This is a genomic window from Caulobacter radicis (assembly GCF_003094615.1).
GTDB lineage: Bacteria > Pseudomonadota > Alphaproteobacteria > Caulobacterales > Caulobacteraceae > Caulobacter > Caulobacter radicis.
The window spans coordinates 79,757-105,451 of record NZ_QDKO01000007.1 but is presented as its reverse complement, the minus strand read 5'-3'; the positions used below and the strand labels follow the sequence as shown (position 1 = coordinate 105,451).

27 protein-coding genes and 1 pseudogene are annotated in these 25,695 nt (G+C 68.7%); 13 read left to right on the top strand and 15 right to left on the bottom strand.

What is annotated here, in order from left to right:
• Positions 1-36 precede the first annotated feature (36 nt).
• Complete coding sequence (locus tag DDF62_RS01960; protein WP_116487553.1) at positions 37-273, bottom strand: DUF2171 domain-containing protein; 237 nt, start codon at positions 271-273, stop codon at positions 37-39.
• 154 nt (positions 274-427) lie between these two features.
• Here DDF62_RS01960 and DDF62_RS01955 point away from each other — a divergent pair, with 154 nt between their 5' ends.
• Genes DDF62_RS01955 through DDF62_RS01935 form a run of 5 tightly spaced genes read left to right on the top strand, consistent with a single transcriptional unit; the run spans position 428 to position 3,318 of the window.
• Entirely contained in the window at positions 428-1,015 is a 588-nt protein-coding gene (locus DDF62_RS01955; RefSeq protein WP_116487552.1) for a glutathione S-transferase family protein, read from the top strand.
• On the top strand, positions 1,012-1,938 hold the full coding sequence (locus tag DDF62_RS01950; protein ID WP_116487551.1) for a DUF6807 family protein: 927 nt from the start codon (positions 1,012-1,014) through the stop codon (positions 1,936-1,938). Before DDF62_RS01955 ends, DDF62_RS01950 begins: the two co-directional genes overlap by 4 nt.
• A gap of 17 nt (positions 1,939-1,955) precedes the next feature.
• Positions 1,956-2,132 (top strand): DUF4169 family protein, encoded by a 177-nt coding sequence (locus tag DDF62_RS01945; RefSeq protein WP_116487550.1) that lies wholly within the window; start codon positions 1,956-1,958, stop codon positions 2,130-2,132.
• The gene (locus DDF62_RS01940; protein ID WP_116487549.1) at positions 2,129-2,761 is read left to right on the top strand and encodes a hypothetical protein; all 633 of its coding nucleotides are present in this window, start codon (positions 2,129-2,131) and stop codon (positions 2,759-2,761) included. Before DDF62_RS01945 ends, DDF62_RS01940 begins: the two co-directional genes overlap by 4 nt.
• A 56-nt stretch (positions 2,762-2,817) precedes the next feature.
• Positions 2,818-3,318: a hypothetical protein gene (locus tag DDF62_RS01935; RefSeq protein ID WP_133244867.1), complete on the top strand. Its 501-nt coding sequence runs from the start codon at positions 2,818-2,820 to the stop codon at positions 3,316-3,318.
• A 9-nt stretch (positions 3,319-3,327) separates the two neighbouring features.
• Here the strand turns inward: DDF62_RS01935 and DDF62_RS25465 are convergent, their stop codons facing one another.
• Positions 3,328-3,492 (bottom strand): hypothetical protein, encoded by a 165-nt coding sequence (locus DDF62_RS25465; RefSeq protein WP_165832148.1) that lies wholly within the window; start codon positions 3,490-3,492, stop codon positions 3,328-3,330.
• A 95-nt stretch (positions 3,493-3,587) separates the two neighbouring features.
• Between DDF62_RS25465 and DDF62_RS01930 the strand changes: the two genes are divergently transcribed.
• A complete protein-coding gene (locus DDF62_RS01930) occupies positions 3,588-4,520 on the top strand; it encodes a LysR substrate-binding domain-containing protein (RefSeq protein ID WP_116487547.1) in 933 nt (310 codons plus the stop codon).
• Positions 4,521-4,523: 3 nt separating this feature from the next.
• Here the strand turns inward: DDF62_RS01930 and DDF62_RS01925 are convergent, their stop codons facing one another.
• Both DDF62_RS01925 and DDF62_RS01920 read right to left on the bottom strand, forming a co-directional pair.
• Positions 4,524-6,332: a vWA domain-containing protein gene (locus DDF62_RS01925; RefSeq protein ID WP_116487546.1), complete on the bottom strand. Its 1,809-nt coding sequence runs from the start codon at positions 6,330-6,332 to the stop codon at positions 4,524-4,526.
• Between the two features lie 72 nt (positions 6,333-6,404).
• Positions 6,405-7,076, bottom strand: a complete 672-nt coding sequence (locus DDF62_RS01920) for a ubiquinone biosynthesis protein COQ4 (protein ID WP_244286671.1) — start codon at positions 7,074-7,076, stop codon at positions 6,405-6,407.
• 202 nt (positions 7,077-7,278) lie between these two features.
• Between DDF62_RS01920 and DDF62_RS01915 the strand changes: the two genes are divergently transcribed.
• The gene (locus tag DDF62_RS01915; protein ID WP_101716539.1) at positions 7,279-7,488 is read left to right on the top strand and encodes a ribbon-helix-helix domain-containing protein; all 210 of its coding nucleotides are present in this window, start codon (positions 7,279-7,281) and stop codon (positions 7,486-7,488) included.
• A 151-nt stretch (positions 7,489-7,639) separates the two neighbouring features.
• Here DDF62_RS01915 and DDF62_RS01910 read toward each other — a convergent pair whose 3' ends face one another.
• Both DDF62_RS01910 and DDF62_RS01905 read right to left on the bottom strand, forming a co-directional pair.
• Entirely contained in the window at positions 7,640-7,861 is a 222-nt protein-coding gene (locus tag DDF62_RS01910) for a hypothetical protein (RefSeq protein WP_116487544.1), read from the bottom strand.
• 45 nt (positions 7,862-7,906) lie between these two features.
• The gene (locus DDF62_RS01905) at positions 7,907-8,131 is read right to left on the bottom strand and encodes a hypothetical protein (RefSeq protein ID WP_116487543.1); all 225 of its coding nucleotides are present in this window, start codon (positions 8,129-8,131) and stop codon (positions 7,907-7,909) included.
• Between the two features lie 110 nt (positions 8,132-8,241).
• On the opposite strand from DDF62_RS01905, the gene DDF62_RS01900 reads away from it, so the two are divergent.
• Positions 8,242-10,659 carry a DUF3553 domain-containing protein gene (locus DDF62_RS01900; protein ID WP_116487542.1) on the top strand — a complete coding sequence of 806 codons (2,418 nt, stop codon included), beginning with the start codon at positions 8,242-8,244 and terminating at the stop codon, positions 10,657-10,659.
• Positions 10,659-11,180: an MOSC domain-containing protein gene (locus DDF62_RS01895; RefSeq protein WP_116487541.1), complete on the top strand. Its 522-nt coding sequence runs from the start codon at positions 10,659-10,661 to the stop codon at positions 11,178-11,180. The genes DDF62_RS01900 and DDF62_RS01895 overlap by 1 nt, the downstream gene beginning before the upstream one ends.
• On the opposite strand, the gene DDF62_RS25315 is transcribed toward DDF62_RS01895, so the two are convergent.
• The 7 genes and pseudogenes from DDF62_RS25315 to DDF62_RS01865 all read right to left on the bottom strand — a co-directional run bounded on the left by DDF62_RS25315 (position 11,170) and on the right by DDF62_RS01865 (position 18,243).
• Positions 11,170-12,021: a hypothetical protein gene (locus DDF62_RS25315; RefSeq protein WP_133244866.1), complete on the bottom strand. Its 852-nt coding sequence runs from the start codon at positions 12,019-12,021 to the stop codon at positions 11,170-11,172. The two genes, DDF62_RS01895 and DDF62_RS25315, sit on opposite strands and share 11 nt — an antisense overlap.
• 83 nt (positions 12,022-12,104) lie before the next feature.
• Positions 12,105-12,356, bottom strand: a complete 252-nt coding sequence (locus DDF62_RS26545; protein WP_341871556.1) for a hypothetical protein — start codon at positions 12,354-12,356, stop codon at positions 12,105-12,107.
• Positions 12,357-12,743: 387 nt separating this feature from the next.
• Positions 12,744-13,561 (bottom strand): annotated as a pseudogene (locus tag DDF62_RS26540) (DUF1593 domain-containing protein); the annotation flags it as partial.
• 247 nt (positions 13,562-13,808) lie between these two features.
• Positions 13,809-14,936: a PepSY-associated TM helix domain-containing protein gene (locus tag DDF62_RS01880; protein WP_116487539.1), complete on the bottom strand. Its 1,128-nt coding sequence runs from the start codon at positions 14,934-14,936 to the stop codon at positions 13,809-13,811.
• Positions 14,936-17,107 carry a TonB-dependent receptor gene (locus DDF62_RS01875; RefSeq protein WP_208866807.1) on the bottom strand — a complete coding sequence of 724 codons (2,172 nt, stop codon included), beginning with the start codon at positions 17,105-17,107 and terminating at the stop codon, positions 14,936-14,938. Before DDF62_RS01875 ends, DDF62_RS01880 begins: the two co-directional genes overlap by 1 nt.
• Positions 17,108-17,186: 79 nt before the next feature.
• The gene (locus DDF62_RS01870) at positions 17,187-17,594 is read right to left on the bottom strand and encodes a VOC family protein (RefSeq protein ID WP_116487537.1); all 408 of its coding nucleotides are present in this window, start codon (positions 17,592-17,594) and stop codon (positions 17,187-17,189) included.
• Positions 17,595-17,688: 94 nt separating this feature from the next.
• Positions 17,689-18,243 (bottom strand): sugar O-acetyltransferase, encoded by a 555-nt coding sequence (locus DDF62_RS01865; protein WP_279629653.1) that lies wholly within the window; start codon positions 18,241-18,243, stop codon positions 17,689-17,691.
• Between the two features lie 343 nt (positions 18,244-18,586).
• Here DDF62_RS01865 and DDF62_RS01860 point away from each other — a divergent pair, with 343 nt between their 5' ends.
• Entirely contained in the window at positions 18,587-19,780 is a 1,194-nt protein-coding gene (locus DDF62_RS01860; RefSeq protein WP_208866806.1) for an MFS transporter, read from the top strand.
• A 16-nt stretch (positions 19,781-19,796) separates the two neighbouring features.
• Here the strand turns inward: DDF62_RS01860 and DDF62_RS01855 are convergent, their stop codons facing one another.
• The gene (locus DDF62_RS01855) at positions 19,797-20,726 is read right to left on the bottom strand and encodes a Gfo/Idh/MocA family protein (RefSeq protein ID WP_116487535.1); all 930 of its coding nucleotides are present in this window, start codon (positions 20,724-20,726) and stop codon (positions 19,797-19,799) included.
• A 101-nt stretch (positions 20,727-20,827) separates the two neighbouring features.
• On the opposite strand from DDF62_RS01855, the gene DDF62_RS01850 reads away from it, so the two are divergent.
• Entirely contained in the window at positions 20,828-21,853 is a 1,026-nt protein-coding gene (locus DDF62_RS01850; protein WP_116487534.1) for an NADP-dependent oxidoreductase, read from the top strand.
• A 135-nt stretch (positions 21,854-21,988) separates the two neighbouring features.
• On the opposite strand, the gene DDF62_RS01845 is transcribed toward DDF62_RS01850, so the two are convergent.
• On the bottom strand, positions 21,989-22,339 hold the full coding sequence (locus DDF62_RS01845; RefSeq protein ID WP_116487533.1) for a copper-binding protein: 351 nt from the start codon (positions 22,337-22,339) through the stop codon (positions 21,989-21,991).
• Between the two features lie 285 nt (positions 22,340-22,624).
• Here DDF62_RS01845 and mdoH point away from each other — a divergent pair, with 285 nt between their 5' ends.
• Together mdoH and DDF62_RS01835 are read left to right on the top strand one after the other, a co-directional pair.
• On the top strand, positions 22,625-24,619 hold the full coding sequence (gene mdoH / locus DDF62_RS01840) for a glucans biosynthesis glucosyltransferase MdoH (RefSeq protein ID WP_116487566.1): 1,995 nt from the start codon (positions 22,625-22,627) through the stop codon (positions 24,617-24,619).
• A gap of 168 nt (positions 24,620-24,787) precedes the next feature.
• Entirely contained in the window at positions 24,788-25,690 is a 903-nt protein-coding gene (locus tag DDF62_RS01835) for a cobalamin biosynthesis protein CbiG (protein ID WP_116487532.1), read from the top strand.
• Positions 25,691-25,695 lie beyond the last annotated feature (5 nt).

Below are 25,695 nucleotides of genomic sequence, written 5' to 3'. Positions count from 1 at the left end.
CTGGGCCGCGGCTTTTTCATTGGCCGAGCTGCGCCCTCAGTGCTTCTCGCGCCAGCCGGCCTTGGCGTCATCGCGGGTCATGCTGAGGTGCACCGCGTCGTCGTCGACATAGTCGACCCACGACAGCGGGATCATGTGGTGCTTGAGGCCCGAGCCCAGGTCGAGCTTGGTCAGTTCGATCTCCGTGCCGACCACGTGGTCGACCCGGCCGACATGCTTGCCGTCGGAACCGACCACCTCGAGATGCTCGCGGATCAGAGATGCATCCATCATCGGACATGTCCTCCCATCGTCGGCGCCTCCACCGCGCCGTCATGGGGCTTCAAACGGCTGTGGGCGACCATTGGTTTCCCGATTGCCGAGCCCCTTCGTTCGCCTTACGTTCGCCGGCAAGACCGCGAGGCCAAGCGGTTCAAGGAGACGCGTCATGCTCACCCTCTTCCACGCTCCGCGATCGCGCTCGACGCGCTTCCTCTGGCTGCTGGAGGAGCTGGGCGCGCCCTACCGCATCGAGAAGGTCGACATCTTCCGCAGCATGAGCGGCACGGGCGCGCGCGACCCGCGCAATCCCCACCCGCACGGCCAGGTGCCGGCCCTGCTCGACGAAGGCGTGCTGATCACCGAAAGCGCCGCCATCGCCCTCTACCTGACCGACAAGTTCCCCACCGCGGGCCTGGGGCCCATGATCAGCGACCCGCATCGCGGACCCTACCTGTCGTGGCTGGCCTACTACGCCGGGGTGCTGGAGCCGGCGGTGACCAATCTCTGGAAGCAGCGGCAGGACGACCAGGACAAGGCCCAGTACGCGGCCCTGGACGAGCGCCTGCGCACCACCCTGGAAAAGCAGCCCTGGCTGCTGGGCGAGCAGTTCTCGGCCGCCGACATCCTGTTCGTCAGCCTGTTGCAGTTCGCGCGCCAGATGCTGCCGCCCCATGCGGTCTATGACGACTGGCTGGCCCGCGCCAACGCCCGCCCCGCCCTCGCCCGGGCGTTCGCCAAGGACGACCTGTCTTGAGAAAAGCCGCTCTCGCCGCCGCCATCCTCTTCAGCGCCGCCACGCCGGCTCTGGCCGGCCGCATCGACGCTGTGCTCAGCGACGACGCCCTGACCGTCACCGAGGACGGCAAGACGGTGCTGGTCTATCGCACCAAGCCGCTGGACCCGGCCAAGGAGCCGGGCCGCTCCAACTACGTGCATCCGCTATACGCGCCCGACGGCACGGTGCTGACCGAGGACCGGCCCGCCGATCACCTGCACCAGCGAGGGGCCTTCTGGAGCTGGCACCAGGTGCTGGTCGACGGCAAGAGCATCGGCGACGGCTGGTTCATGCAGGGCCTCTCCTTCAACATCCACGACCGCAGCTTCGAGGGCGACGGCGCCGGGCGCGGCAAGCTGACCATCAAGGCCGACTGGCTGGTCAATTCCGGGCCCGAAGTGGTCTATGCGGCTGCCGAGACGACCTCGATCATCGTCCATCCGCTGAAGGGCGGCGCGCGGCGGATCGAGTTCGACACCACCATCACCGCCCGCACCGACAGCCTGGCGCTGGGCGGCAGCAACGACGTCAAGGGCTATGGCGGCTTCTCGATCCGCCTGATCCGGCCCGACGCCCTGGTGTTCGGCTCGGACGGCAAGCAGGTCAAAGCCCAGAACGAACCGGTCGAGGCCGGCAAGGCCATGGGCTTCGCCTGGTCTTCCCCCTCTGGGGCGCCGGGCGTCCCGGCCTGGACCGTGGGCCTGAGCTGCAAGGCCAACGGCAAGCCGGTCACCCGCTGGATCCTGCGCAACGAGCTGTCGATGCAGAACTGCGTCTTTCCCGGCCGCGCGCCTTATGTGATCAAGAAGGGTGAAAGCCTGCGCCTGCAGGAAACCCTCGTCATCCGTCCGGCCAGCAAGCGCGCGCCCGCCCCTGCTCCGGCCGCCAAGCCCAAGACCTGAACAACGACCCGATCACCATGGCCGAGATCCTCAACCTCAACCACGCCCGCAAGGCCAAGGCCAAGACCGACGCCAAGCAGACCGCCGCCGAGAACCGCGCCCGCTTCGGCCGCACCAAGGCGGAAAAGACGCTCGACGCGGCGCGGGCCGAAAAGCTTTCGCGCGGGCTCGACGGCGCCAAGCGCGAGGAATGACCGAGCCTTTCCACCGCAACCCAAGGGCGGAATCCTTCACCTCCGGCCAACGAAAGTGGGCGGAAGCGGCGATCTATGCCGGTGTGGTCGGCGCGCTGCTGATCGGCTGCCATCTGTTCTGGAACTGGATGATCCCGCTGGATCCAGCCTGGTCGCCGCCGCCGCGCAATCAGACTCTCATCGCCAGCGGCGTCTTCGCCAGCAGCACCGACGCCTTCCAGCCGCGCGGCTATGACTTCGTAAGCCTTGGCGGCGGCCACCTGCGCCTGCGCTGCACGCCCTATGCCGACGCATCGCCGACCACCCGGGACAACTGCCTGGCCGGACGCGGTCGCCTGGGCGACTACTCAGGCCAGCGCGTCAGCCTACGCTACTACGAACTGCCCGGCGCCTTCGGCGGCGAACCCGAACGCATCCTGCTGAGCGCCAACGCCGGGCGGCGCTGGATTCTTTCCCCCGAGGACCAGGCCGATCGGCTGGCCGCCGGCGCGGCGAGCCAAAGGCGCAACGAGGTTTCTCCCCGCGCCGTGACGTCGTTCACGGGCGCGATCATCCTCTCCGTGATCGCCGCCATGATCTTCGATGTGGTGCGTCGCAAGGCGCGTCGTCCCGCTCCATCGGCCAAATGACCGGGCAGCCCCGGTCTCCCTGGCCGTTCCAGGCCCTGGCGTTCCGCTTCGCGCCGGTGCTGGTCGCCGTCATCGCCTGGAACGCGATCTGGGATTGGGCGACACCGGTCGATCCGGCCTGGAACCCGCCGCCCCGCGAACGAACGGTCCTGACCATCGGCGTCTTCAAGACCGCCACCGATGCGCCTCGGGCCGACGGCTACGAATTCGAGACAGTCGACGGACACCGCCTGCGCCTGCGCTGCCGGCCGACCGGCGCGGTGCCTGACGATTGCCTGAACGGCGGCGGAAAGGTCGGCGACCATTCAGGCCGCTACGCCACCGTGCGTTATTACGAACGGATCGAAGGCCAGGGCGCCGCGCCCAGGCTTGTGTTGCTGGGCGCAAAATCCGGCTCGGACTGGTTGCTGCGCACCGACGACCAGAAAGCGAAACTGACCGCGCTGGGCGAGGCCGAACGGCGGCGCAAGGCGCACTGGCGGACGGCGATCTCGGCCGCCGCGACCCTGTTGGCCGGCTTCATCGGCCTTGTGCTTTTCCGTCGCCTCCGGGGCTGAGCGCCAGGCTCACCGCGGAACCAGATAGCGCGCGCCCTTGGGCAGGCTGTCGCAGCAGCCGACGACCGGCGGCGCCTGGACCTCGCCCATCCGCTTCCAGGCGGCGATCAGGCGCTCGATCGCCCACACCCAGCCGAACGTGGTTTCCTTATGGGTCTTGTGGAACTCTTCCATGGCCGCATCTCCTGTTCCCCGGCGACACAGGGAAGATCGGCCTGATCGAGGCGCGCGACAAACGCGGTTCGTTGAGTTATGGATAAGCCAGACTTATGGCTGACATCCTCGCTTCATATTCGCTCGGCGCCATTCGCGTGTTCGAGGCCGCCGCCCGGCTGAAGAGCTTCACGCGCGCCGCCGACGAGCTGGGCGTCACCCAGGCCGCGGTCAGCTGGCAGGTGAAGACGCTGGAGCAACGGCTGGGCCAGCCGCTGTTCGTGCGCAAGGTGCGCGAGGTCGACCTGACCCCCGCCGGCGAGCGACTGGCGCGCGCCGCCACCGAGTCCATGGGCCTGCTGCGCGCGGCGCTGTCGGACCTGGTCGAGGCCGACCAGGGCGTGCTGGCGATCACCACCATGCAGAGCCTGGCCAACCACTGGCTGGCCGCGCGCCTGGGCGCGTTCCAGCTGGCCCACCCGATGATCGCCGTGCGGCTGGAGGGCAGCCACGTCCTGCGCGACCTTGATCGCGGCGAGGCGGACCTGGGCCTGCGCGCCGGCGATGGCCAGTGGCCGGGTCTGGCCGCCCACTTCCTGATGCCCTTCGTCCAGACCGCCCTCTGCTCGCCCGAGTTCCTGGCGCGGCATGGACCGTTCGAGCGCCCCGCCGACCTGCTGAACGCGCCACGCATCGGCGCCTCCCGCGAGTGGGAGGTGTGGTTCCGCGCCGCCGGCGTCGCGCCGCCGCAGAACCCCGAGGCCCCGCGCCTGGCGGCCGACGCCCAGTCGATCGAAGTGGCCTCGGCGCTGGCCGGCCAGGGCCTGGCCGTGGGCTCGCCGATCTTCTTCGCGGCCGAGATCGCCTCGGGGCGCCTGGTGCAGCCGTTCGACATCGCGCCGCACTACGGCGGCGGCTACTGGCTGGTCTATCCGGAAGAGCGCAGACGCGTGCGCAAGATCGCCGCCTTCCGCGACTGGATCCTCGAGGCCGTGGCCGCCGACCCGTCCATCGCCCGCTACGCGGCGGCCGACGAGCGGGCCGGCTGAACCTCAGCCGACCGAGGCCGCCTCGACCGTACGCGGCGTTCGCTTCAACACCAGCCGCAGATCCAGGCGATCGTGGGTGAGGATCAGCGACCCGTCCTTGGCCACGCGGTAGTCGAAGACGAGCTGGGACTCCGTCAGGGCCACCTGGTCTTCGTTCGCCTCGTAGCCCTCGGGATTGTCGGCCGTGAACGCGCCACGCTTCAGGCGGCTGACCACCAGCACATCCTCGTTGAAGCGCAGCTGGTCACCGCGCCGAACGTCGATCTGGCCATCGCCGTCGACCCGCGCCACCGTCCAGGCGCCCAGCAGGTTCACAGGCCCTTCGGCCCTGGCCTCGCCGGCGTAGCCCGCCAGGAAGGCCGCCCGCGTCAGCATCTCGGCCACCAGCCTGCGCTCGGGCTCGAGCCGCGGATCGGCCTGGGCCCGCAGGCGGCCGTCGAAGCCGCGCAGCACCTGGTAGGTTCCCTCCTCGTCGCCGTCCTTGTGGTGCAGGGTGGCGGCGCGGTGCAGCGACTGGAACTCGTCGAGCAGAAGATGGCCCAGCTTCAGGCCGTCCGACGCCTGCCCCACGGGCGCGGCCACGGCCAAGACCTGCCGAGCCTCGGTTCCGTCGGCGGCGGCGATATAGTTCAGGTCGACGTCGAGCAGGCGCTGGCCCGGCTCCAGGCGGGGCTCGGGAAGGAAGGCGCCGCCCGCGTCCTTGGCCAGGGACACGAACAGCCCGCCGCCCTCGGTGCTGAGGAAGGCGGTCGGCACGGTCATCGACACAGCTCCGTCCGGCCCCGACTTCAACTCGTCGCCCGGCACGCCGTAGACGCCGCTGATCCGGTAGCCCGGCCGCGCCTTGAGCGTCAGCGTCAGGTCGTAGGCCAGTTCGGAAACCATGGTGTCCAGCTTGGCGGCGAACACGGTCTCGACGTCGGCCTTGTCGCGCAGGAAGTAGAGATTGCCGCCGCGCACGCTGGAGACCTTGGTCGCCAGGGGCGCGTCGAACTGCGTGCCCACCCCGATGGTCGTCAGGCCGACGCCCTTGTGCGAGGCCTCCCTGGCCATGCCCATGAAGCTCTGCGCATCGGTGCGGCCGACATTGGGCTGTTCGTCGGTGAACAACATCACCCGGGTGACGCCCTTGAAGCCGTCGCGGGTGGCGAAGGCGGTCTCGTAGCCGACCTTCAGGCCCGCCTCCATGTTGGTCGAGCCCGCGCTCTCGATGGCGTCGATAGCCAGGCGAATGGCGGCGCGCTTGTCGCCGATCACCGTCGGCTCCAGGTGGCGATACGAGCGGTCGCCGTACAGCACGATGCTCAGCTGGTCTCCGGGACGCAGCTGCTCCAGGATCTGGTGCAGGCTTTCGCGCACCCGCATCAGCGGTCCGCCCTGCATCGAGCCGGACTTGTCGACCACGGCCACCAGGTTCAGCGGCGCGCGCTTCCAGGTCTTGGCGTCGACGCCGCTATCGAAGCCCAGCCCCACCAGAATCTTGTCGGCCGGCGACAGCGGCAGCTCGGCGCGCATGGCCTCGCCCGTGATGCACAGCACCCGCACGCAGGCCTCCTGGCCGGGGATCCTGAGATCGTAGCCGCCCATCAGTCCCTCGGGCGTCAGGGTGTCGGGCTGCGGCATCCGGCTCGCGGCCGCCTCGCCCCTGAAGTGGTTGATGTCCTGGGCGCCGCCCTGGCGCACCCGCATGCCGGTGACGACCACTTCATGGACGTCCTGCTCGTCCTGGGGCGGCTGGACCTGGGACCAGGCCGGGGCCGAAACGAGCGCCAAAGCCAGGATGGAAGCGGCGGACCAAAGGCGACGCGACATCGAAACCTCCCGTTTTGATTGCAGGAAGGCTAACGCCGCGCGCTCAGGGAGAACAAGCGAAATTGCTAAGGTTCAGGCGGCCCGCTGGTAATGCGTGCGCAGGTCCTGCGGAATGGCCTGGTAGGTGGCCGGCGGCTTGATCTTCAAGGTTCGCCGCGCCTCTTCGAGCGGCATGGCGAACAGGGCCGGATAGTCGACCTCGGGCAGCCAGGCGGCCTTGCGCCCGGCCCGCCAGGCCTCGCGCACCGCCTTGCCGTAGGGCTGGCCATCCTTCAGGCGGCGGAACTCCCGGGCCCCGGCCAGGGCGATCAGGGCAAAACCCAGGCTGCGGGTCTGGGCATAGGAGAAGGCCACCACGCAGACCTCGCCCAGCGCGTCGGTGCCATAGCCGGTCAGAACGTGCCAGACGTCGTGCACGTCGCGAAGGCGGCGAGCGTACCACAGCAAGGGGTGGGCCGCGTCCATGTCGGCGTCGGCGACCTTGCGGCTCTCCTCGGCCAGGCCTTCGGCGGTCAGGCCGCGCGGGGCGATGAAGTCACGATAGGCCGCGCCCACCGTCCCCGGCTGGAACTGCGCCAGCCAGGCCTCGTCCGACAGCCAGTCGGCGAATTCCTCGCGCCGATAGGCGATCGCCCCGCCTTGCGGCGTCTTCAGCAGGCGGGCATAGCCGTCAGGGATCGCCTTGCCCGACAAGGCCCGCATGACCTCGAACACCTGGGCCGTGTCTTCCTTGTCGGCGATCAACCGACGGACGGCGCGAAACGCCCGCAAAGGCTGCAAACGGAAGCTCGCATCGCGGGCGCCCAGCGGAGGACGCGCGGAAGTAGCGTCAAGGACTTGCGCGGCTGTGCTCATCAGGCATGCTCCCGGCGTGGCGTCACTAAAGATGACACGCCGTCATTTTTAATCAAGAGCCGAACCGTCGTTCCGCCGGAGAGTTGCGCCGATGGGCAGTTTGAAGAAGCGATCGGTGAACTTGGCGGGCCACGCCACCTCGCTGGCCCTCGAGCCCGAGTTCTGGGCGGCGCTCGACCGCATCGCCAAGCAGGACGCCGTCAGCATCGCAGCCCTGATCCAGCGCATCGACGTGGGTCGCGGCGAGCGCCCGCTGGCCTCGGCCTGCCGTGTGTACGCCCTGCAGCGGGCGGGAGGCTAACCACAAGGAACCTCCCCCTCTGGGGGAGGCGATCGCGTAGCGATCGGTGGGGGCGTGCATGCCGAACCTGCCAGCCCCGGGGAAGCTGAAAACTTCCCCCCACCGGCCTTCGGGCGCCCCCCCTCTGGGGGAGGTTCCTTCAATGCCTCCCCTACCCCGGCCGCGGAACCGGCGACGGCAGCGGCTCGGGATTGGGCGTCGGCATGGTCGGCGGCGCCAGATTGGGCAGCCTCAGGTCGGCGATGTCCGGCCGCACGGCCAGCAGGCCCGACTGCCAGACGGCGTAGACCAGCAGGGCGACCAGGACGAGAACCGTCAGCAGCGCGGCCCCGCTCCAGGCGCCTTCATGATGATGTCCATGATGGCGAGCCATGCCCGCCTCCTCTTTCTAGGCCAGCGCGTTCTTGGCCGGCGCGGCTCAGCCAGGCGCCTTGGGCGCTTCGGGAACCTTCGGCGCTTCGGGCATCTTGGGCGCGTCCGGCAGCTTGGGCGCGGTCGCGGTGATGTCGACGTCCACCGACTTCTTCTGGGTGAAGCCGCCGGAGAACATCACGAAGGCCAGCACGGCCACGACGACCACGAGGGCGCCGACGATAAAGGCCAGCCCGCCGTTGCCCCCGCCCGATTTGGATTCTTCCGCCATGTTCCTGCTCCTGTCTCGTCCCTGCCGATCAACGGGAGGGCCGCGGCCAGGGTTCCGTAAAGCCGCCTCTGGGGCTTAAGCCCGGGGAACTTTGTGCTACATATGTTCCCATGTCTTCCGGCTTCGACTCGACCGACCCGTTCGGCGACCTCCCCGCTCCGCGCATCTCCGACCTGGCCCGACCGCAAGCCCCGGGCGGCGGCGGGCCCGCGCCCGACTATCTGAGCGGCCTCAACACCGAGCAGCACGAAGCCGTCGTCACCACCGAAGGCCCGGTCCTGGTGCTGGCCGGCGCCGGCACCGGCAAGACCCGGGTGCTGACCACGCGCCTGGCCCACATCCTGGCCACCGGCCGCGCCCGGCCGTGGGAGATCCTGGCCGTCACCTTCACCAACAAGGCCGCGCGCGAGATGCGCGAGCGGATCACCCACATCATCGGGCCGGAAGCCGAAGGCCTGCGGTGGCTGGGCACCTTCCACTCGGTGGCCGCCCAGATCCTGCGCCGCCACGCCGAGCTGGTGGGGCTGAAGTCAAACTACACGATCATCGACACCGACGATAACGAGCGGCTGCTCAAGCAGTTGATCGAGGCGGCCAATATCGACGCCAAGCGCTGGACGCCGCGCATCCTGTCGGGCCTGATCGACGCCTGGAAGAACCGCGGCTGGACGCCCGACAAGGTGCCGCCCAGCGAGGCCGGCGAGTTCGCCAACGGCAAGGGCATCAGCCTCTATCGCCAGTACCAGGAGCGCCTGCGCATCCTGAACGCCTGCGACTTCGGCGACCTCCTGCTGCACAACATCACGATCTTCACCGGCAATCCCGACGTGCTGGCCGACTTCCAGCGCCGCTTCCAGTACCTGATGGTCGACGAGTACCAGGACACCAACGTCGCCCAGTACCTGTGGCTGCGCCTGCTGGCCCAGGGCCGCCAGAACGTCTGCTGCGTGGGCGACGACGACCAGTCGATCTATGGCTGGCGCGGGGCGGAGGTGGACAACATCCTGCGCTTCGAGCGCGACTTCCCCGGCGCCAAGGTCCTGCGGCTGGAGCGCAACTACCGCTCGACCGAGCATATCCTGGCGGCCGCCTCGACCCTGATCACCGCCAACAAGGGCCGCCTGGGCAAGACGCTCTGGACCGAGGAAACCGGCGGCGAGAAGGTCAAGGTTTCGGGCGTCTGGGACGGCGAGGCCGAGAGCCGGATGGTCGCCGACGAGATCGAGAAGGCCAAGCGCGCGGGCCGCCGCTACAATCAGATGGCCATCCTGGTGCGGGCCAGCTTCCAGATGCGCGCCTTCGAAGAGCGCTTCGTGATGCTGCAGATCCCCTACAAGGTGGTCGGCGGCCCGAGGTTCTTCGAGCGGGCGGAAATCCGCGACGCCCACGCCTATCTGCGCCTGATCCAGTCGCCCGACGACGACCTGGCCTTCGAGCGCATCGTCAACACGCCCAAGCGCGGTATCGGCGACACCTCGGTGCAGAAGCTGCTTCAGATCGCGCGCCTGGAAGGGATCTCCACCGTCGAGGCCGCCCGGGTGATCATCGGCAGCGACGACCTGCCGGCCCGCACCCGCACGGCGCTTTCCAACTTCATCCGCGATCTCGACCGCTGGCGCGCCCAGATCGGCAACATGCACCACCAGCGGGTGCTGGAGATGGTGCTGGAGGAGAGCGGCTACACCGACGCCCTGCGCCTCGACAAAGGCCCGCAGAGCCAGACGCGCCTGGAAAACCTGAAGGAACTGGTCCAGTCGATGGGCCAGTTCGACAGCCTGGAGGCCTATCTGGAGCACGTGTCGCTGGTCATGGACCTCGACCGCGAGGCCACCGGCGACGCCGTCTGGATCATGACCCTGCACTCGGCCAAGGGCCTGGAGTTCCCGCTGGTGTTCCTGCCCGGCTGGGAGGAAGGCGTGTTCCCCAGCCAGCGCAGCATGGACGACAAGGGCGAGAAGGGCCTCGAGGAAGAGCGACGCCTGGCATACGTGGGCATCACCCGCGCCCGCGAGGAGGCCCGCATCAGCTTCGTGGCCAACCGCCAGGTCTACGGCCGCTGGACGTCGCAACTCCCCTCGCGCTTCGTCGACGAACTGCCGCTGGAGCACGTCGATGCGGGGTCGGAGACCGGCTACTACGGCGGCGGACCGGGCATGCAGCAGACGGTGTCGTCGCGCTGGGACGATCCGGGCGTCAGCGCCTTCCAGAGCGGCAGCTACGACAGCCCCGGCTGGAAGCGGGCGCAGGACCGGGTGCAGCAGACCTCGCGCGGCTTCGCCGAAAAGGGCGGCGGCCACGCGGCCTGGCGCGGCGGCGGCTCGGCGGCGCGGGCCAAGCCGATCGAGGGCGAAGGCCGGCTGGTCGCGGTCTCGGCCCCCACCAACAGCGCCTACAGCCGCGGCGACCGCGTGTTCCACGTCAAGTTCGGCTACGGCCAGGTGGCCTCGATCGAGGGCAACAAGCTGACCGTCAATTTCGACAAGGCCGGCGAGAAGAAGGTCATCGACAGCTTCGTCGAGAAGGCCTGATGGCGGCGGGGGCCAGGCGCGGGATCAATCCCGACAGCCCCCTCGCCCGGCTGATCGCGGGGCCCATGCGCCCTGGCCGCCTCGTCTGGATCGGCCTGCGCCCGGCCCGGCGCGCGGCGCTGAATTCCGTCGAACGCGCGCAGATCACCGTCGAGGCCGGCCTCGTGGGAGACCACTATGCCGGCCGCCCCGGCGGTCCGCGCCAGGTGACCCTGATCCAGGCCGAGGACCTTGCCGCCATCGCCGGCTTCCTGGGCCGCGACGAGCCCGCCTCCCCCTTCGACCTGCGCCGCAACCCGGTGGTCGAGGGCATCAACCTCCTGGGCCTGTCCGACAAGCGCTTCCGGATCGGCGGCGCGCTGCTGGAGGCCACCGGCGGCTGCCATCCTTGCAGCCGCATGAACGATATCCTCGGTGAAGGCGGCTACAACGCCGTCCGCGGCCGCGGCGGCCTGACCGCCCGGGTCATCGAAGGCGGCGAGATCGCGGTGGGGGATGCTGTGGCGGCGCTTAGTCCCTAGCCCCTTCGGGTACCTCCGATCGCGGGTCACGACTTGGGCTATCGAACCAGTAATTTGGACGAGCTATGAAGAAATCGCCGATAGCATCCAACAATCTTGAATTTATTTTGGGGTTCCGCCGAGCGACCCGCCCAACCGGCATCCAAACCACACCGCTATACTTAGCAGCAAGCCCCTCATCGGAATGCTTCACAAAGGCCGACAATAAAGCAAGATCGTCATTCACGCAGGCCTTAGCAAGACGTCCGTAAACTCGCTCCACAAGCATCCACGGCAGATGATCGAGAACATCGATCCCTTCATTCCCCACATTTCCATCTTGATCGAGAACTTCATAGCGCCGCATTTCGCGCCAGGCCTCTTGAGGGCTTTCGTCGGAGACTATGAGATGAGCGACACCCACGTAGGGGAACCCCATCTCGAGCAGCGCTCTTCCTTGCGAAAATCCAAATTCGTTGGGTGACTTCCCCTGCCTTTCATAGCTAGCCCGCACGATCTTGACCTCCAACGCGAAGGCCTGATCTAGGATCAACTCATCCTTTTCATACGGCACAATAAGAAGGTCTATGTCCCCGGGGCGCTCCACCCCACTCAGGAACAATTTCGTTTCAGCGAACGACAATATGAATACGCCGGAAATTTCACTGACCGAAAATCGGTATTTTGGAAAAATGCGACTGTAACACTCCCCGAAAAGTCGACGATGACAGATAAGACTGATCGTTACAGCCTCCTCTGCATTCGCCTCTGCCAACTTCTTGGGAAGGGCGAAGGCAACTCCACCCGCAGGAATATATGGCGGTCGACGCTCAAACTTCCTGCGATAGCTGTGAGAAGCCATGCTCTGATGTCTCAATCTGGAGCGCACGACCTTGCTCCTAACTTTACGAGAACAGAACCAGAAAGGGTTAGACGACCCACGTTTTACCGCGGCAGGATCGTCACCACCACCCGCCGATAGCGCGTGATCGGCGGAGCGCCCTTGTCGGTCACCGCGACGATGAAATGCGCGGTCTCGGGCCTCGTCACCTGCGGCGCCTTGAAGGCGGTGCGATAGACGTTCTCGGCCCCGGCCGGCGCGATCGGGCTCGTCCAGCTGCCGACCTCCGGATAGTGGAACCACAGGAAGCTCAGGCTGTCGCCGTCGGGGTCGGTGCTGGGCTCGGCGCTGAGCACGAAGGTCTCGCCGGCCTTCACCGTCAGGTGGTCGGGGTGGCCCAGGCGCGCGACCGGCGGATGGTTGGCCTTCTCGTAAGGCAGGGTCGTCCAGCCGATACGGGCGGCGAAGTCGTTCTGATAGGCGTCGCGCCAGCGCCAGAGGGTGACGCGGAAGTCCTCGAAGCTCTGCTTGCCCAGCTTGATCGGCCGACCGTGCGCGGCGGGGTCGTAAGGGGTGTAACGGTCGACGGCGTTGGTCCAGATCGGCCGCGTCTCGGGCTCGACCGGCACGCCGCCGTTGAAGCCCTTGGGATCGGTGTCCTCCAGCCTCGGCGTATAGAGGCGATAGCGGCCGCCCCAGCCGCCCCAGTCCGGGCGCTCCGGCGTGTTCAGGCCATTGGGGATCAGACCCAGGAAGGCGGGGGTGTCGCCCTCCATGCCGTAGGCGACGTCGGGATAGGCCGCGCCGAGCGGGCCGTGGCCCTGCTGGATGTTGGCGGCGATCCAGGCGTTGGACACCGTGGCGTTGTCCAGCCCCTCGGCCGAGAAGCCCATGCCCATCCAGGTCGCCGCGCCGTAGCCGCCGGGCTGACGATGTAGAACAGCTTGGGAAAGGTCTTGCGGATCCAGGCGCCGGTGTCGTCCTGGTCGGAGATCGCATAGACGCGCAGCTTGCCGATCAGGCGCTCCAGCTCGGCCGGGCCGCGGGTCGCCCGGAGCGTCGTCAGGGCCTGGGCCAGGGTGTTGGTCCCGCCCCAGGCGCCGATCCACAGCGGGCGGGGGTCGGGCCGGTCGAGGGCGGCGATGATCGCCCGCGAGCCGTCGGTGTCCTTGCCCGGACCGATCGCGGCCATGCCGTAGGCCGGCTGGCCGACGCTGACCTTGGCCAGCAGCGTCTCGGCGGTCGGATAACCCGGGACGTGCTTGGCAAGGTTGGGCTGGACCTGGCCATAGGCGGCGATGATCCGGGGCATGGTCTCGGGATGGACCTCGGCGCGCATGTGGGTCGAGGTGATGGCGACCAGCCCCTCGATGTCGATCTCGTTGGCGTAGAGCAGCAGGCGCACCAGCGACTGGCTGTCGTCGGGATCGGCCTCGATATCGCTGAGCACGATCAGCCGCGCCTTCTGGGCCGGCGCCGTCGTTTCGACGGCCGCGGCTTGGGCGACGGCGACCGTCGGGGGCAGGACGGCCAGGGCCGCCGCCAGAACCAAGGACCTCATGCCGTCACCTTCCCCGCCGCGCTCATGTTAGCGCTCACATGCGCTTATGGCGTCGGAGGGCGGACGACCGCAACCTGCTTTTGGACGCGCAACCTTAGACCAGATCAGCGTTCAAGCCCGTGCGTGGCCCTCGTCCTTCGACAAGCTCAGGATGAGGACCATGTTACAGGCCCGGGCTACTGAAAAACCTCATCCTGAGCCTGTCGAAGGACGAGGTTTTCGTCTCAAAAGCCAAACGTCGATCCGCCTAGGCCTGGACGGTCGCCGGCTCAGGCGTCGGCTTGACCTTCACCGCCTTCTTCTTCCGCCGCTTGGGCAGGCCCGAGGGATTGCCCCAGAACGTCACCACCGCCAGCGAGCCCAGCAGCGTCAGGGCCAGGCCCGACACCGTCATGACCAGCCGGTAGGCCAGCCCCCCGACCTTGGCCGCGTGCAGCGGGAAGTCGGCGTTGGTGATGCGCGAGCCCAGCGGCATGCCTTGCGCGTCGCGCGAGGCGACCATCTTGCCGGTGGCCGGGTCGAACCAGGCCATGGTGCGGCCGTTGGGCAGCCACTCGGCCTGCTGGCGCAGGCGGATCGCAACCAGGCCGCCGGTCTTGGCCGGCAGGCCGATGGTGCGCACTTCCGCGCCGGGGAAGCGGGCCTGGGCCTGGCCGATCACCTTGCCCCAGTCGAGGTCGGCGGCCAGCTTGCCGCCCTTGATCTTCGGCGCGGCCGAGGCCTTGTCCATCGCCGCCGGCGCCGTGAACGGCGCGCGCAGGGCTTGCGAGAACCATTTCAGGTTCATGGTCGCGCCCGTCGTCAGCGACAGGACCAGCAGCGGCGCCACCAGCACCCCGAGGTCGCGATGGTGGTGGACGATGGCCGCCCGCTTCATCATCCGTGGCCAGGCGCGCAGTTGAAACATCCGCCGGGTCGGCCACCACAGGATCAGGCCGGTGACCACGAAGGCCAGGCCCGCGAGGCCGGCGATCCCGCCGACGATGTCGCCCACGTCGCCGGCGAACAGGTGGTGGTGCAGGTCGAACAGCCAGATCTCGGGCCGGGCCCAGTTGCTGGTCCAGGCCTGGACGATGGCGCCGTCCTGGTCGGCATAGGCGCCCTTCTGCGTCTCGCCGGGATAGGACAGCTTGTGCAGGCCCTTGCGCTCGGTCGCCAGCACGATCGAGCGCGGACGCTCCTGCGCGGCGAAGATCCGCGTCGCGGCGGCCGCCAGGGTGGCGACGTCCTGCCGCTGAGCGTCGGCGGCATGGGGCACGGTGGCGCGCAGAAACGCGTCCTCGTGCACCAGCAGCGCGCCGGTCAGCCCCAGCACCGCCAGCAGAAGGCCGATCAGACCGCCCGACCAGCGGTGCAGGAGCCGCAGGATCTTCATCAGAAGCGCGCCGTCCAGCCCAGCGTCGCGGTGCGGCCGCGGCCGGCGTAGAACTTGTCCTTGGCCGGGGCGACGGTGTCGGAGTTGTAGGTGATGTACTGCTTGTTCAACAGGTTAAGCACCCCCAGCGACAGGTCGCCCACCGGCAGCTGATAGCGGACGAAGGCGTCGGCCAGGGTGTAGCCGTCGAAGTCGTCCTTCACCAGCGCGTTGCTCATGTCGCGCTGCAGATAGGCCCGCACCTGCAGGCGCAGGGCCCACTTGCCGGCGGCGTAGTCGGCCGCCAGGTTGATGCGGTCGGGCGAGATGTTGGCGCCGTCGAGATCGGTGTCGAGGCTGCCGTCGCCGTTGGCGTCGGTCCGGCCGCGCAGGCGGGCGTAGCCGGCCGACAGGTCCAGACCCTCGACCGAGGTCCTGGTCTTCACATTGACCTCGAGACCCTCGATGGCGACCTTCTGGCGCTGCACGTCGAAGATGCCGCCCGAGTTCTTGACCAGCAGTTGGCCCAGCTTCGACGACGACCAGAAATAGGCGACGCTGGCGTCGATCGGGCCGCGCTTCCATTCCCCACCGATCTCGCGGTTGTTCGACACGATCGGCTCGATGCTGAGATAGCTGTCGACGTCGACGCCGTTGACGTTGATCGACCGCAGGATCCGGCCGACGTCCGGCACGGTGTAGCCCTCGGCGTAGCTGGCGTAGAGGCGCAGGCCCGAGGCCGGCTCGAACACCACCCCGCCGTTGGCCAGGGTGGCCTTGAAGTCGGGATTGCCGCCGGCCACCTTGCGCGAGCCGTACGAGGCCAGGGTCTCGAAGTCGTCGACCTTCAGCTCGACGTTCTCGAAGCGCACGCCGCCGGCCAGGCGCAGGCGGCCGTCCAGCAGCGCGTAGTTGCCCTGGATGAACGGCGCGACGCTCTGGAACTTGGTCGGCGGCACCCAGGCGCGGCCGGTGGCGATCAGCATCTGCTCGGTGCGGTCGCTCATGGCGTCGAGACCGACCGTGGCGGTCAGGTTCTCGATGCCCGGGACCTGGCGCTCGTAGTTCATCCGCGCGCCCAGCTTGCGCGAGCGGTTGGACGACTGGTCGAACAGCGTGCCGGAGGGCGCGATGCGCACGTCCTGGAAGGTGGCGTTGCGGTCGCCGCCGAAGGTGTCGCGCGAGCGGTTGTAGAAGACCTGGGCGGTGAAATCGCCGCCGAACAAGTCGCTGTCGGTCAGCTGGGCCGACAGGGTCTCGACGCGGTTGGCGGCCGGAACGCCGGGCACGTCGCCGCGGATCGAGGTGGTCGGCAGGCGCGTGGCGCGGTTGCCGTCGGTGACGGCCGGGGGCGTGCCGGTGATGGTCAGGTAGTCGCCGTCGCCCTTCAGCTCGAAACGGTTGGCGACGACGTCGAGGCGGACGGTCTCGTTCAGCTGCCAGCCGAAGCGGCCGAAGAACGACAGGGCCTTGGAATCCTGGACGTCGCCCTGGGTGTTGTCCATGCCGATGCGGCGGCCGTCGGCGTCGTAGAAGGCGCCGCGCTTTTCCCAGGCGACGCCGGCGGTGGCGTCGAAGGCGCCCTGGCGCCAGGCGACCAGCCCGCCGACCTTGGCGCCGACGCTGTCGCCCATGTCATGGCCGATGGTGGTCTGGGTCAGGACCTTGCCCGAGACGCCGTCGCGCTTGGGCGGGCCGACCGTCACCTGGTTGACCACGCCGCCGGTGGCGCCGATGCCCTGCAGGGCGTTCGAGCCGTAGATCAGCTCGACGCGGTCGATGAAGAACGGGTCGATCGTGTAGCCGTCGCGCGAGCCGTCGCGGATCGGCGTCGACTGCGGGATGCCGTTGATGGCGTAGAGCGGCGAGCGGCCGCGCAGGCTCTCGCCCGAGCCCGACAGCTTCTCGCGGGTCGGCGAGAACGAAGCCGACAGGTTGGAGATGGCGTCGACCACCGAGCCGCTGACGGCCAGTTGCTGGTCCAGCGCCTGGCTGTCGATCACGTCCACCGTCAGCGGCAGGGCCGTGACCGGCAGCTTGGTGCGGGCGGCGGTGACGACCACGCGCTCGACGTCGTCGGCCTGCCCCTGGGGGGCCTGGGCATGGGCGGCGGCGCCCGTCGAGAGCGCCGCCAGGCTGAGCGTCGAGAACAGGGCGCGCCGAGCGGCGGCGCGCGAGAAACGGAGTCGCATGACCATCCCCAGAAAAGAGACGGCGGCTATAGGCGCAACTGCGACTGAGTTTCAATCCTGAAATCTATCCGACAGGCGATCAGCCGTCCTGCTGCATGGCGGCCATGTCCATGTACATCAGCTCCCAGACGTGGCCGTCGGGGTCCTGGAAGCTGGCGCCGTACATCGGGCCCATGTCCATGATCGGCTTCCAGGCCTTGCCGCCGTTGGCCAGGGCCTTGGCCAGAAGGTCGTCGACCTCCTCGCGGCTCTCGGCAGACAGGCAGGTCAGCACCTCGGTGGCGGCATGGGCGTCGCTGATCTCGCCGGTGATGAACTGGCGGAACTTGTCGTGGGTCAGCAGCATCACGAAGATGGTCTCGGACACCACCACGCAGGCGGCGGTCTCGTCGCTGAACTGCGGATTGATCGAAAAGCCCAGGGCCTCGAAGAAGGCCTTGGAGCGGTCGAGATCGGCGACCGGCAGGTTGACGAAGATCATGCGCATGATGGCGGCTCCCTAGTGTCTGGTTGTCGGGCCAAGGACGCTGGCCGCGGCCCGGTCCCGACACCTTGTCCGAACTTTTTGTCGGGCTTTGCTGTCAGACCTTCACGCGGGCCGGATTGCCGACCGCCGTGGCGCCGGCCGGCACGTCGCGGGTGACCACCGCGCCGGCCCCGATCACCGCGCCGTCGCCGATGGTGACGCCCGGGACGATGATCGCCCCGCCGCCGATCCAGACGTCCTTGCCGATGACCACGGGGCGCCCGAACTCCAGCCCAGTCTTGCGGGTGTCGGCGTCGCGCGGGTGATCGGCGGCGAAGATCTTCACGTGCGGGCCGATCATCGTGCGGTCGCCGATGGTCACCGCCACCACGTCCAGGATCACGCAGCCGAAGTTCATGAACACCCCGTCGCCCAGGGTGATGTTGTAGCCGTAGTCGCAGTGGAAGGGCGCGCGGATGTTGACCCCAGCCCCCACTCCGCCGAACAGCTCGGCCAGCAGCGCCTGGCGCTGGGCGATCGTCTGGCCGGGCGCGTTGAAGCGCTCCATCCAGGCCAGGGTCTGCTCCTGGTCGGCGACGATCTCGGCGTCCATCGGATTGTAGAGATCGCCGGCCAGCATGCGCTCTTTGTGGGTGCGATTGTCGGTCAAGCCAGTCTCCATGGGCAACAAGAGCCACCGATTGGACCCGGGGCCGCCTGCAAACAATGAAAATGTCACGCTTGGGCCGACCGCCGCGCCAAGGCGACCGCGAACAGGCGCCCTGAGCCATCGCGTGGCGCGTCGCGGGATGGACCGCCAGGTCCGACCATGCCCCCGAGGCTCGCGCGCTCCGGAGACGACGCCGGCGCGGGTGACGCCCATTCCATCGAATTCCGTTACGCCAGCTTACCGCAAGGCCATACTATAAACGATGGCGGGATGCTCTATATAGCTCGGCGACTGACACGGAACGCCGCCCCCTCCCCCACCGTCGGGCGGCCTGGAGCCGATCATGAGCACCGCCGCCCTTCCCGCCCCCAACGACACCGGCGCCTCGCCCGCCCTGGGCCGGGGCCTGACCTTCGCCATGGCCGCCGCCGCCGGCCTGGCCGTGGCCAACATCTACTACAACCAGCCGATGCTGGGCCTGATCGAGCGCGACCTGCCCGGCCCGCTGACGGCCTTCGTGCCCACCGCGACCCAGCTGGGCTACGCCGCGGGCCTCTTCCTGCTGACACCGCTGGGCGACCGCATGGAGCGCAAGAGCCTGATCGTCGGCCAGTTCCTGGTGCTGGCCATCGCCCTGGTCGCGGCCGCCCTGGCGCCCAGCACCGCCCTCCTGCTGCTGGCCTCGTTGCTGGTCGGAGCCGGGGCCACCGTGGCCCAGCAGATCGTGCCCTTCGCCGCCCACCTCTCGGCGCCGGAAAAGCGCGGCGCCACGGTCGGCACGGTGATGTCGGGCCTGCTGTGCGGCATCCTGCTGTCGCGCACCCTGGCCGGATTCGTCGCCACCCACGGCGGCTGGCGGGCGATGTTCTGGCTGGGCGCGCCGATCGCCCTGGCCGCCGCCGCGCTGATGGCTCTCGCCCTGCCGCGCAGCAAGCCCGACGCCGACCTCTCCTACGCAGACCTGCTGGCCTCGCTGGGCAAGCTGTGGCGTGAGTTCCCGGAACTTCGCCTGGCCGCTCTGACCCAGGCCAGCCTGTTCGCCGCCTTCACCGCCTTCTGGACCATCCTGGCCCTGCAGCTGCAGCAGCGCTTCTCGCTGGGCGCCGATGTCGCCGGCCTGTTCGGGATCGTTGGGGTGGTCGGCGTGCTGGCCGCCCCGGTCGCCGGCCGGATCGCCGACAAGCGCGGCCCGCACCTGACCATCGCGCTGGGCGCGGTGCTGACCCTGGCCTCGTGGATCCTGTTCGGGACCTGGGTGTCGATCGCCGGCCTGCTGGTGGGCGTGGTGCTGCTCGATTTCGCGGTGCAGGGATCGCTGGTCTCGAACCAGCACCTCGTCTACGCCCTGCGGCCGCAGGCCCGGGCGCGGCTGAACACCCTGTTCATGGGCGGCATGTTCCTAGGCGGCGCGGCCGGCTCGGCCGCGGCCGCGGCGGCCTGGAACCTGGGCGGCTGGAGCAGCGTGGCCCTGATGGGCGCGGGCCTGGCGGCCATCGCCACCGTGTTGCAGGTGGCGAGCCTGAAGCGGCGACGCTGAGGCCGCCTCCCCTTCCTCAATCCACCGAGTGCTCGACCGCCAGCGCCAGGTCGAGCGCCCGGGCGGCTTCCTCGCCGGTGACCACCGGACGCGGGGCCTCGCCACGGACAGCTTTCAAGAAGCCCGCGACGCTCTGGCCCAGCGGATCCTTGCCGGCCGGGGTCTCGGTGAAGTCCTCGATCAGCGGGAACGGCGTGGTGTTGCGGAAAGTGCGGGCCAGGAAGTCGATCTCGACCTCGCCCGAAGGGTAGACGACCTTCATCGTCCGTTCGCGGGCCTGCGCCACGCGCGAGCTGTCGAACACGGCCGTGAACCCGTTCGCGAAAGTCGCCTCGACCTTCACCCAGTCCAGGCCATAGCCGCGATCCGCCTCGCCCTCGCCCTCCACGGCCACCGGATCGGCGGCGCACAGAGCCAGGGCCAGGTCGATGTCGTGGATCATCAAATCGAGCACCACGGAAACATCGAGGTTGCGGTCCGACGGCGTGCCGCGACGCACCGCTTCCAGGCGCGTGGGCTGCTCGGGAATGTCCAGCAGGCCCATGGCCTGGAACACCACGCGCTCCTGGTGGCCGCAGGCCAGCGGCAAGCCGGCCTTGGCGGCGGCGGCGATCAGGGCGTCGGCGTCTTCGGGCGACACGGCCAGCGGCTTTTCTGAATAGACCGGCTTGCCCGCCTTCAGCGCCGCCAGCGCGGCCTTGGCGTGATGCACGGCGGGGGTGGCCACTGTGACCACGTCGACGGCGGCCAGGAAGGCGTCCATGTCGTCATAGGCCTTGGCGCCCAGCGGCCCGGCCAGCGCTTCGGCGCGCGCCAGGTCGATGTCGAACACGCCGACAAGCTCGACGCCCGGCAGCTCGACATACTTCTTGGCGTGATAGCCGCCGAACACGCCGGCGCCGACGACGCCGGCTTTCAGAACTTGGACTTGCGCTTCTTGGGTCATGGCCCGTCTCTAGCCGCTTCGAGTTGCCGCGAAAAGCTTTGGCGGCGGGCGCAAGCCAGGGCTAAACATTCGTTTGAACGAGAACATAAAGGGAGGTCGCCATGACCACGTCGCGTGAGATCCGCCTCAAGAGCCGCCCCGTCGGCGTGCCGGCCGCCGACAACTTCGAGCTGGCCAGCGTCGAGCTGCCGCCGCCCGGCGACGGCGAGATCCAGGTCAAGAACCTCTGGATGTCGGTCGACCCCTATATGCGCGGCCGCATGACCGACCGTAAGAGCTACGTGCCGCCGTTCGAACTGGGCAAGGCGCTGCAAGGCGGCGCGGTCGGCGAGGTCACCGCCTCCAACGATCCCGACTTCAAGGTCGGCGATATCGTCAGCTCGATGTTCGGCTGGCGCGAGGCCTACAACGCCAACCCCAAGGCGCTGGCCGCCGCCGGGCCGATGGGCGGGATCATGAAGCTTTCCACCCACGGCATGCCGCCCCAGGCGTTCCTGGGCGTGGCCGGCATGCCCGGCATGACCGCCTACGCCGGCCTGCTCAGGGTGGCGGCTCTCAAGGAGGGCGACATCGTCTTCGTCTCGGCCGCCGCGGGCGCGGTCGGCTCGGTCGTCTGCCAGATCGCCAAGATCAAGGGCCACACGGTCATCGGCTCGGCCGGCGGACCCGAGAAGGTCGCCTTCCTCAAGGAGATCGGCGTCGACCACGTGATCGACTACAAGGCCACGCCCGACGTGACCGCCGAACTGGCCAAGGTCGCGCCCAAGGGCATCGACGTCTATTTCGAGAATGTCGGCGGCGTGCACCTGGAGGCGGCGCTGAACGCGGCCCGCCCCTTCGGCCGCTTCGCCCTGTGCGGGATGATCTCGCAGTACAACGAAACCGGCCGCCCGACCGGCCCGGCCAACATCATCCAGGCGGTGGGCAAGAGTCTTCGCCTGGAGGGCTTCATCGTCTCCAACCACTACGACCTGTTCCCGGCCTTCGTCCGCGACATGGCCGACTGGATCAATTCCGGGAAGCTGACCTGGAAAGAGACGGTGGTCGAAGGCGTCGACCGCGCCCCCGAGGCCTTCATCAAGCTGTTCTCGGGCGAGAACCTCGGGAAGATGCTGGTGAAGCTGTAGGAGCTTAAGATCCTCCCCCTCTGGGGAGGTGGCCCGGAGGGCCGGAGGGGGACGTTTTCAGCCGCCGCCAAGTCGGCAGTAACTTCCCCCTCAGTCGCTCCGCGACAGCTCCCCCTTCAGGGGGAGCATCTTCTTTTACCGCCCGCGCATCTCCGTCAGTTCCCAGCCCTCGCCGACGGCGAGCTTGCGGAACTTGAAGGTCACGCGGGCGCCCGGCTCCAGCGGGGCTTCGGCCAGGACGTCGCCATAGGCCTGGAAGACGGTGCGGCCGGCGGCCAGCGGCGCGGCGCTCGCGCCGTCGTGATCGAGCGTGAGCACCTGCCCCTCGACGCTGGCGATCACGCCCTGAGTCTCATGCTGCGGCGCCGTCGAGATCGGCGGCGCGGGCTGGGCGGCGGGCGATTTCGAGCCCTCGCTCTTCCCGCCTGGACCGCAGCCGACCAGGGCCGCAACCGCGAGAATCCCAAAAACCACCTTGAATTTCATAACCTTGACCTGTCTCCGGCGGGCTCCCCGCAGCCCATCTTTGCGCATTTGCACAGATTTTTCATCGCACCTGCGAGATGGATCACATTTTCGATAGCGATTTCGTGATCAAAGTTTTACCCTAGGTGCGTCGGCGGTTTTCCTCCGCCGGACTTCGTTCAACGCCAGACCCTTGCTGAACGCGCCCGATCCCTAGCGGACCGGAGGCGTCCCGTGAAGGCGTTCGGCGCGAAATCGAAGCTCTGCATTTCGTCCGACCACGGTCGGATCACCGAGACGGACCCGATGACCGAACGCGGCGCCTTCTTCGACCTGGCCACCTCAACGCCCGTGGCCTTCGAAACCGTGATCGCCCCGCGCGACCGGGTCGAGATCCCGACCGAGGCCCCCCTGGCCATGCCGGTTCAGCCGCTCGGCTTCTGGCAGGGCGCGGCGCGCGCCGTGCGCAGCCCGGGCTCGGAAACGGTCATGCGCCGCTGGGTGATCTTCATCGCCACGGCGATCATGGGCGCGGCCGGCTGGAAGGCCACCTTCGACACCGTGGCCCTGGGCGGCGTCACCCGCCTGGAAGCCGTCTGTCTGACACTGCTGGCCCCGCTGTTCCTGGCCCTGGCCCTGTGGTTCGTCACCGCGGTCGCCGGCTTCGTGGTGCTGCTGCGTACGCCGAAGGACCCGCTGGGCATCGACAGCAGCAAGCCCATGCCCAAGCCGCGCGCCCGCACGGCGATCCTGATGCCGGTCTACAACGAGGACGCCCAGGCGGTGTTCGCCCGCCTGCGGGCCATGGACGCCTCCATCGCCGAGACCGGCGCCAGCCGCGCCTTCGACATCTTCATCATCTCCGACACCCGCGACGCCGCCGTGGCCCTGGCCGAGCAGGCCTGCTTCGCCCGCTTCCGCCGCGAGGCCTCCAGCCACGTCTTCTATCGCCGCCGCGCCGACAATGCGGGCCGCAAGGCCGGCAACGTCGCCGACTGGGTCGCCCGCTGGGGCGGCGACTACGAGCACATGCTGGTGCTCGACGCCGACAGCCTGATGACCGGCGACGCCATGGTCCGCCTGGCCGACGCCATGGAGCGTCACCCGGGCGTGGGTCTGATCCAGACCATGCCGACCATCATCAACGGCCAGACGATCTTCGCCCGTACGCTGCAGTTCGCCACCAAGCTCTACGGCCGCGTGGCCTGGACGGGCCTGGCCTGGTGGTCGGGTTCGGAAAGCTCGTTCTGGGGCCACAACGCCATCATCCGCACCAAGGCCTTCGCCCAGACCTGCGGCCTGCCCTCGCTGAACGGCCCCAAGCCCTTCGGCGGCGAGGTGATGAGCCACGACGCCCTGGAAAGCGCCCTGCTGCGCCGCGGCGGCTGGGCCGTGCACCTGGCCCCCTACCTGGAAGGCTCGTACGAAGAGAGCCCCTCCAACCTGCTCGACTTCGCCACCCGCGACCGTCGCTGGTGCCGGGGCAACGTCCAGCACGTGCCGCTGATCGGCCTGCCGGGCCTGCACTGGATGAGCCGCCTGCACCTGGTGATCGGCGTGCTCAGCTACGCCCTGTCGCCGATCTGGTTCGTCGCGCTGTCGGCGGGCGTCATCTCGCGGGCCCTGATGCCCGAGGTGAAGAAGGCCGCCTTCACGATGGCCGACCTGCAGGCCGCCGCCCACGCCCTGATCGACTGGCGCGAGATCCAGGCCACCGCCTGGGCGATGATCATCACCTTCGTGCTGCTGTTCGGCCCCAAGATCCTGGGCGCCACCCTGATCTTCATGCGCAAGCACGAGCTGAAGGGCTTCGGCGGCCGCCGCCGCGTGGTGGCCGGCCTGGGCGTCGAGATGCTGCTCTCGGCCCTGGTCGCCCCGATGCTTATGTTCACCCAGACCCGCGCCGTGGTCGAGATCCTGGCCGGCCGCGTCGGCGGCTGGAGCGCCCAGCGCCGCGACGCCGACAAGGTCGCCTTCAAGGAAGCCTGCGCCGCCATGGGCTGGATCAGCGCCACGGGCCTGGTGCTCGCCGGACTGTTCTGGTTCACGCCGGACCTCTTGACCGCCACCGCCCCGATCCTGGCCGGCCTGATCCTGGCCGTGCCGCTGACCATGCTGGGCGCCAGCAAGGCCGCCGGCCTGGCCATCAAGGCCAACGGCCTGTTCATGACCCCCGACGAGCGCACGCCGCCGGCCATCGTCCGCGCCGCCCTCGGCCCGGTCTGCGAACCGCCGGTCCGCTGGAACGTCGGCAAGGCCAAGGCCCCCGCCCTGGCCCCCGCCGAACAGACCGCTGCCTGATCGCCCGATCACCGCCCCTCGAAGAACCCCGCCCCTCCCGGGCGGGGTTTTTTATTGGCCGTCGATACGGACGTCCGAGAAACACCAACTCAAGCTCCGCAACGGCTGGCGGCTCGCCCTTTGGGGGAGTAGAAGCGCGCTTCGTTTGGATTTGACGGAGCCTCCGCCGTGTCGCGGCTTTTCAGCGCCTATGTGATCGTCGACTGGAGCGCGGCGGCCAAGCCGACCACCGGGGCCGACTCCGTCTGGATCGGCGTGCTCAAGCGCGACGTGCGCTTCCGCCTGACCTTCGAGAGCTACAACCCGGCCACCCGCAACGAGGCCGAGGCCAAGCTCGCCGTCATCCTCGACGACCTGAAGAAGCGCGGCGAGCGCGCGCTGGTCGGCTTCGACTTCCCGCTGGGCTTCCCGCGCGGCTTATCCCAGGCCCTGAACCTGCCGGGCGAGACGCCCTGGCGCGCGGTCTGGGACCAACTGAACAAGATGGTCAAGGACAAGGCCGACAACACCAACAACCGCTTCGGCGTCGGCTCGGAGATCAACCGTCGCCTGACCGGCGGTCCGTTCCCGTTCTGGGGCTGCCCGCCCAAGGACGCCCTGACCACGCTGCAGCCCAAGCGCACGCGCGAGCATGGTCCGGACGACCTGCCGGAGTTCCGCCATGCCGACGTGGCGGCGAAAGGCGCGCACTCGATCTGGAAGCTCTATTACAACGGCTCGGTCGGCGGCCAGGCGATCATGGGCATCCCGGCGGTGCGCCGCCTGAGGGACGCTCGCGGCGAGGCCGTGCGCGTCTGGCCGTTCGAGACCGGCTTCAAGGCCCTGACCGAAGCCGACCTCGACGGCGTCGAGGCCGTGGTCGCCGAGGTCTATCCGTCGCTGATCAAGGCCGTCCCCGGCCCCGGCGAGATCAAGGACCTGGCCCAGGTGCGCGGCCTGGCCGAACACTTCGCCAAGCTGGACGAGGCCGGCAAGCTGGCCGCCCTGTTCGGACCGTCCAAGGACGCGCCGGCGGAGCTGGTGGAGGACGTGCAGACCCAGGAAGGCTGGATCCTCGGGGCCGCCATTTAACCTTC

Excerpts from the sequence above, each read along its gene's own strand:
- DDF62_RS01960 (WP_116487553.1), bottom strand. The coding sequence starts at position 273 with ATGATGGATGCATCTCTGATCCGCGAGCATCTCGAGGTGGTCGGTTCC.
- DDF62_RS01900 (WP_116487542.1), top strand. The coding sequence starts at position 8,242 with ATGTCTTCCGGCTTCGACTCGACCGACCCGTTCGGCGACCTCCCCGCT.
- DDF62_RS01855 (WP_116487535.1), bottom strand. The coding sequence starts at position 20,726 with ATGACCCAAGAAGCGCAAGTCCAAGTTCTGAAAGCCGGCGTCGTCGGC.
- DDF62_RS01850 (WP_116487534.1), top strand. The coding sequence starts at position 20,828 with ATGACCACGTCGCGTGAGATCCGCCTCAAGAGCCGCCCCGTCGGCGTG.
- DDF62_RS01880 (WP_116487539.1), bottom strand. The coding sequence starts at position 14,936 with ATGAAGATCCTGCGGCTCCTGCACCGCTGGTCGGGCGGTCTGATCGGC.
- DDF62_RS01910 (WP_116487544.1), bottom strand. The coding sequence starts at position 7,861 with ATGGCTCGCCATCATGGACATCATCATGAAGGCGCCTGGAGCGGGGCC.
- DDF62_RS01860 (WP_208866806.1), top strand. The coding sequence starts at position 18,587 with ATGAGCACCGCCGCCCTTCCCGCCCCCAACGACACCGGCGCCTCGCCC.
- DDF62_RS25315 (WP_133244866.1), bottom strand. The coding sequence starts at position 12,021 with ATGGCTTCTCACAGCTATCGCAGGAAGTTTGAGCGTCGACCGCCATAT.
- mdoH (WP_116487566.1), top strand. The coding sequence starts at position 22,625 with ATGACCGAACGCGGCGCCTTCTTCGACCTGGCCACCTCAACGCCCGTG.
- DDF62_RS01940 (WP_116487549.1), top strand. The coding sequence starts at position 2,129 with ATGACCGAGCCTTTCCACCGCAACCCAAGGGCGGAATCCTTCACCTCC.
- DDF62_RS01930 (WP_116487547.1), top strand. The coding sequence starts at position 3,588 with ATGGCTGACATCCTCGCTTCATATTCGCTCGGCGCCATTCGCGTGTTC.
- DDF62_RS01895 (WP_116487541.1), top strand. The coding sequence starts at position 10,659 with ATGGCGGCGGGGGCCAGGCGCGGGATCAATCCCGACAGCCCCCTCGCC.
- DDF62_RS01955 (WP_116487552.1), top strand. The coding sequence starts at position 428 with ATGCTCACCCTCTTCCACGCTCCGCGATCGCGCTCGACGCGCTTCCTC.
- DDF62_RS01870 (WP_116487537.1), bottom strand. The coding sequence starts at position 17,594 with ATGCGCATGATCTTCGTCAACCTGCCGGTCGCCGATCTCGACCGCTCC.
- DDF62_RS01915 (WP_101716539.1), top strand. The coding sequence starts at position 7,279 with ATGGGCAGTTTGAAGAAGCGATCGGTGAACTTGGCGGGCCACGCCACC.
- DDF62_RS01945 (WP_116487550.1), top strand. The coding sequence starts at position 1,956 with ATGGCCGAGATCCTCAACCTCAACCACGCCCGCAAGGCCAAGGCCAAG.
- DDF62_RS01845 (WP_116487533.1), bottom strand. The coding sequence starts at position 22,339 with ATGAAATTCAAGGTGGTTTTTGGGATTCTCGCGGTTGCGGCCCTGGTC.
- DDF62_RS25465 (WP_165832148.1), bottom strand. The coding sequence starts at position 3,492 with ATGGAAGAGTTCCACAAGACCCATAAGGAAACCACGTTCGGCTGGGTG.
- DDF62_RS01925 (WP_116487546.1), bottom strand. The coding sequence starts at position 6,332 with ATGTCGCGTCGCCTTTGGTCCGCCGCTTCCATCCTGGCTTTGGCGCTC.
- DDF62_RS01875 (WP_208866807.1), bottom strand. The coding sequence starts at position 17,107 with ATGCGACTCCGTTTCTCGCGCGCCGCCGCTCGGCGCGCCCTGTTCTCG.
- DDF62_RS01905 (WP_116487543.1), bottom strand. The coding sequence starts at position 8,131 with ATGGCGGAAGAATCCAAATCGGGCGGGGGCAACGGCGGGCTGGCCTTT.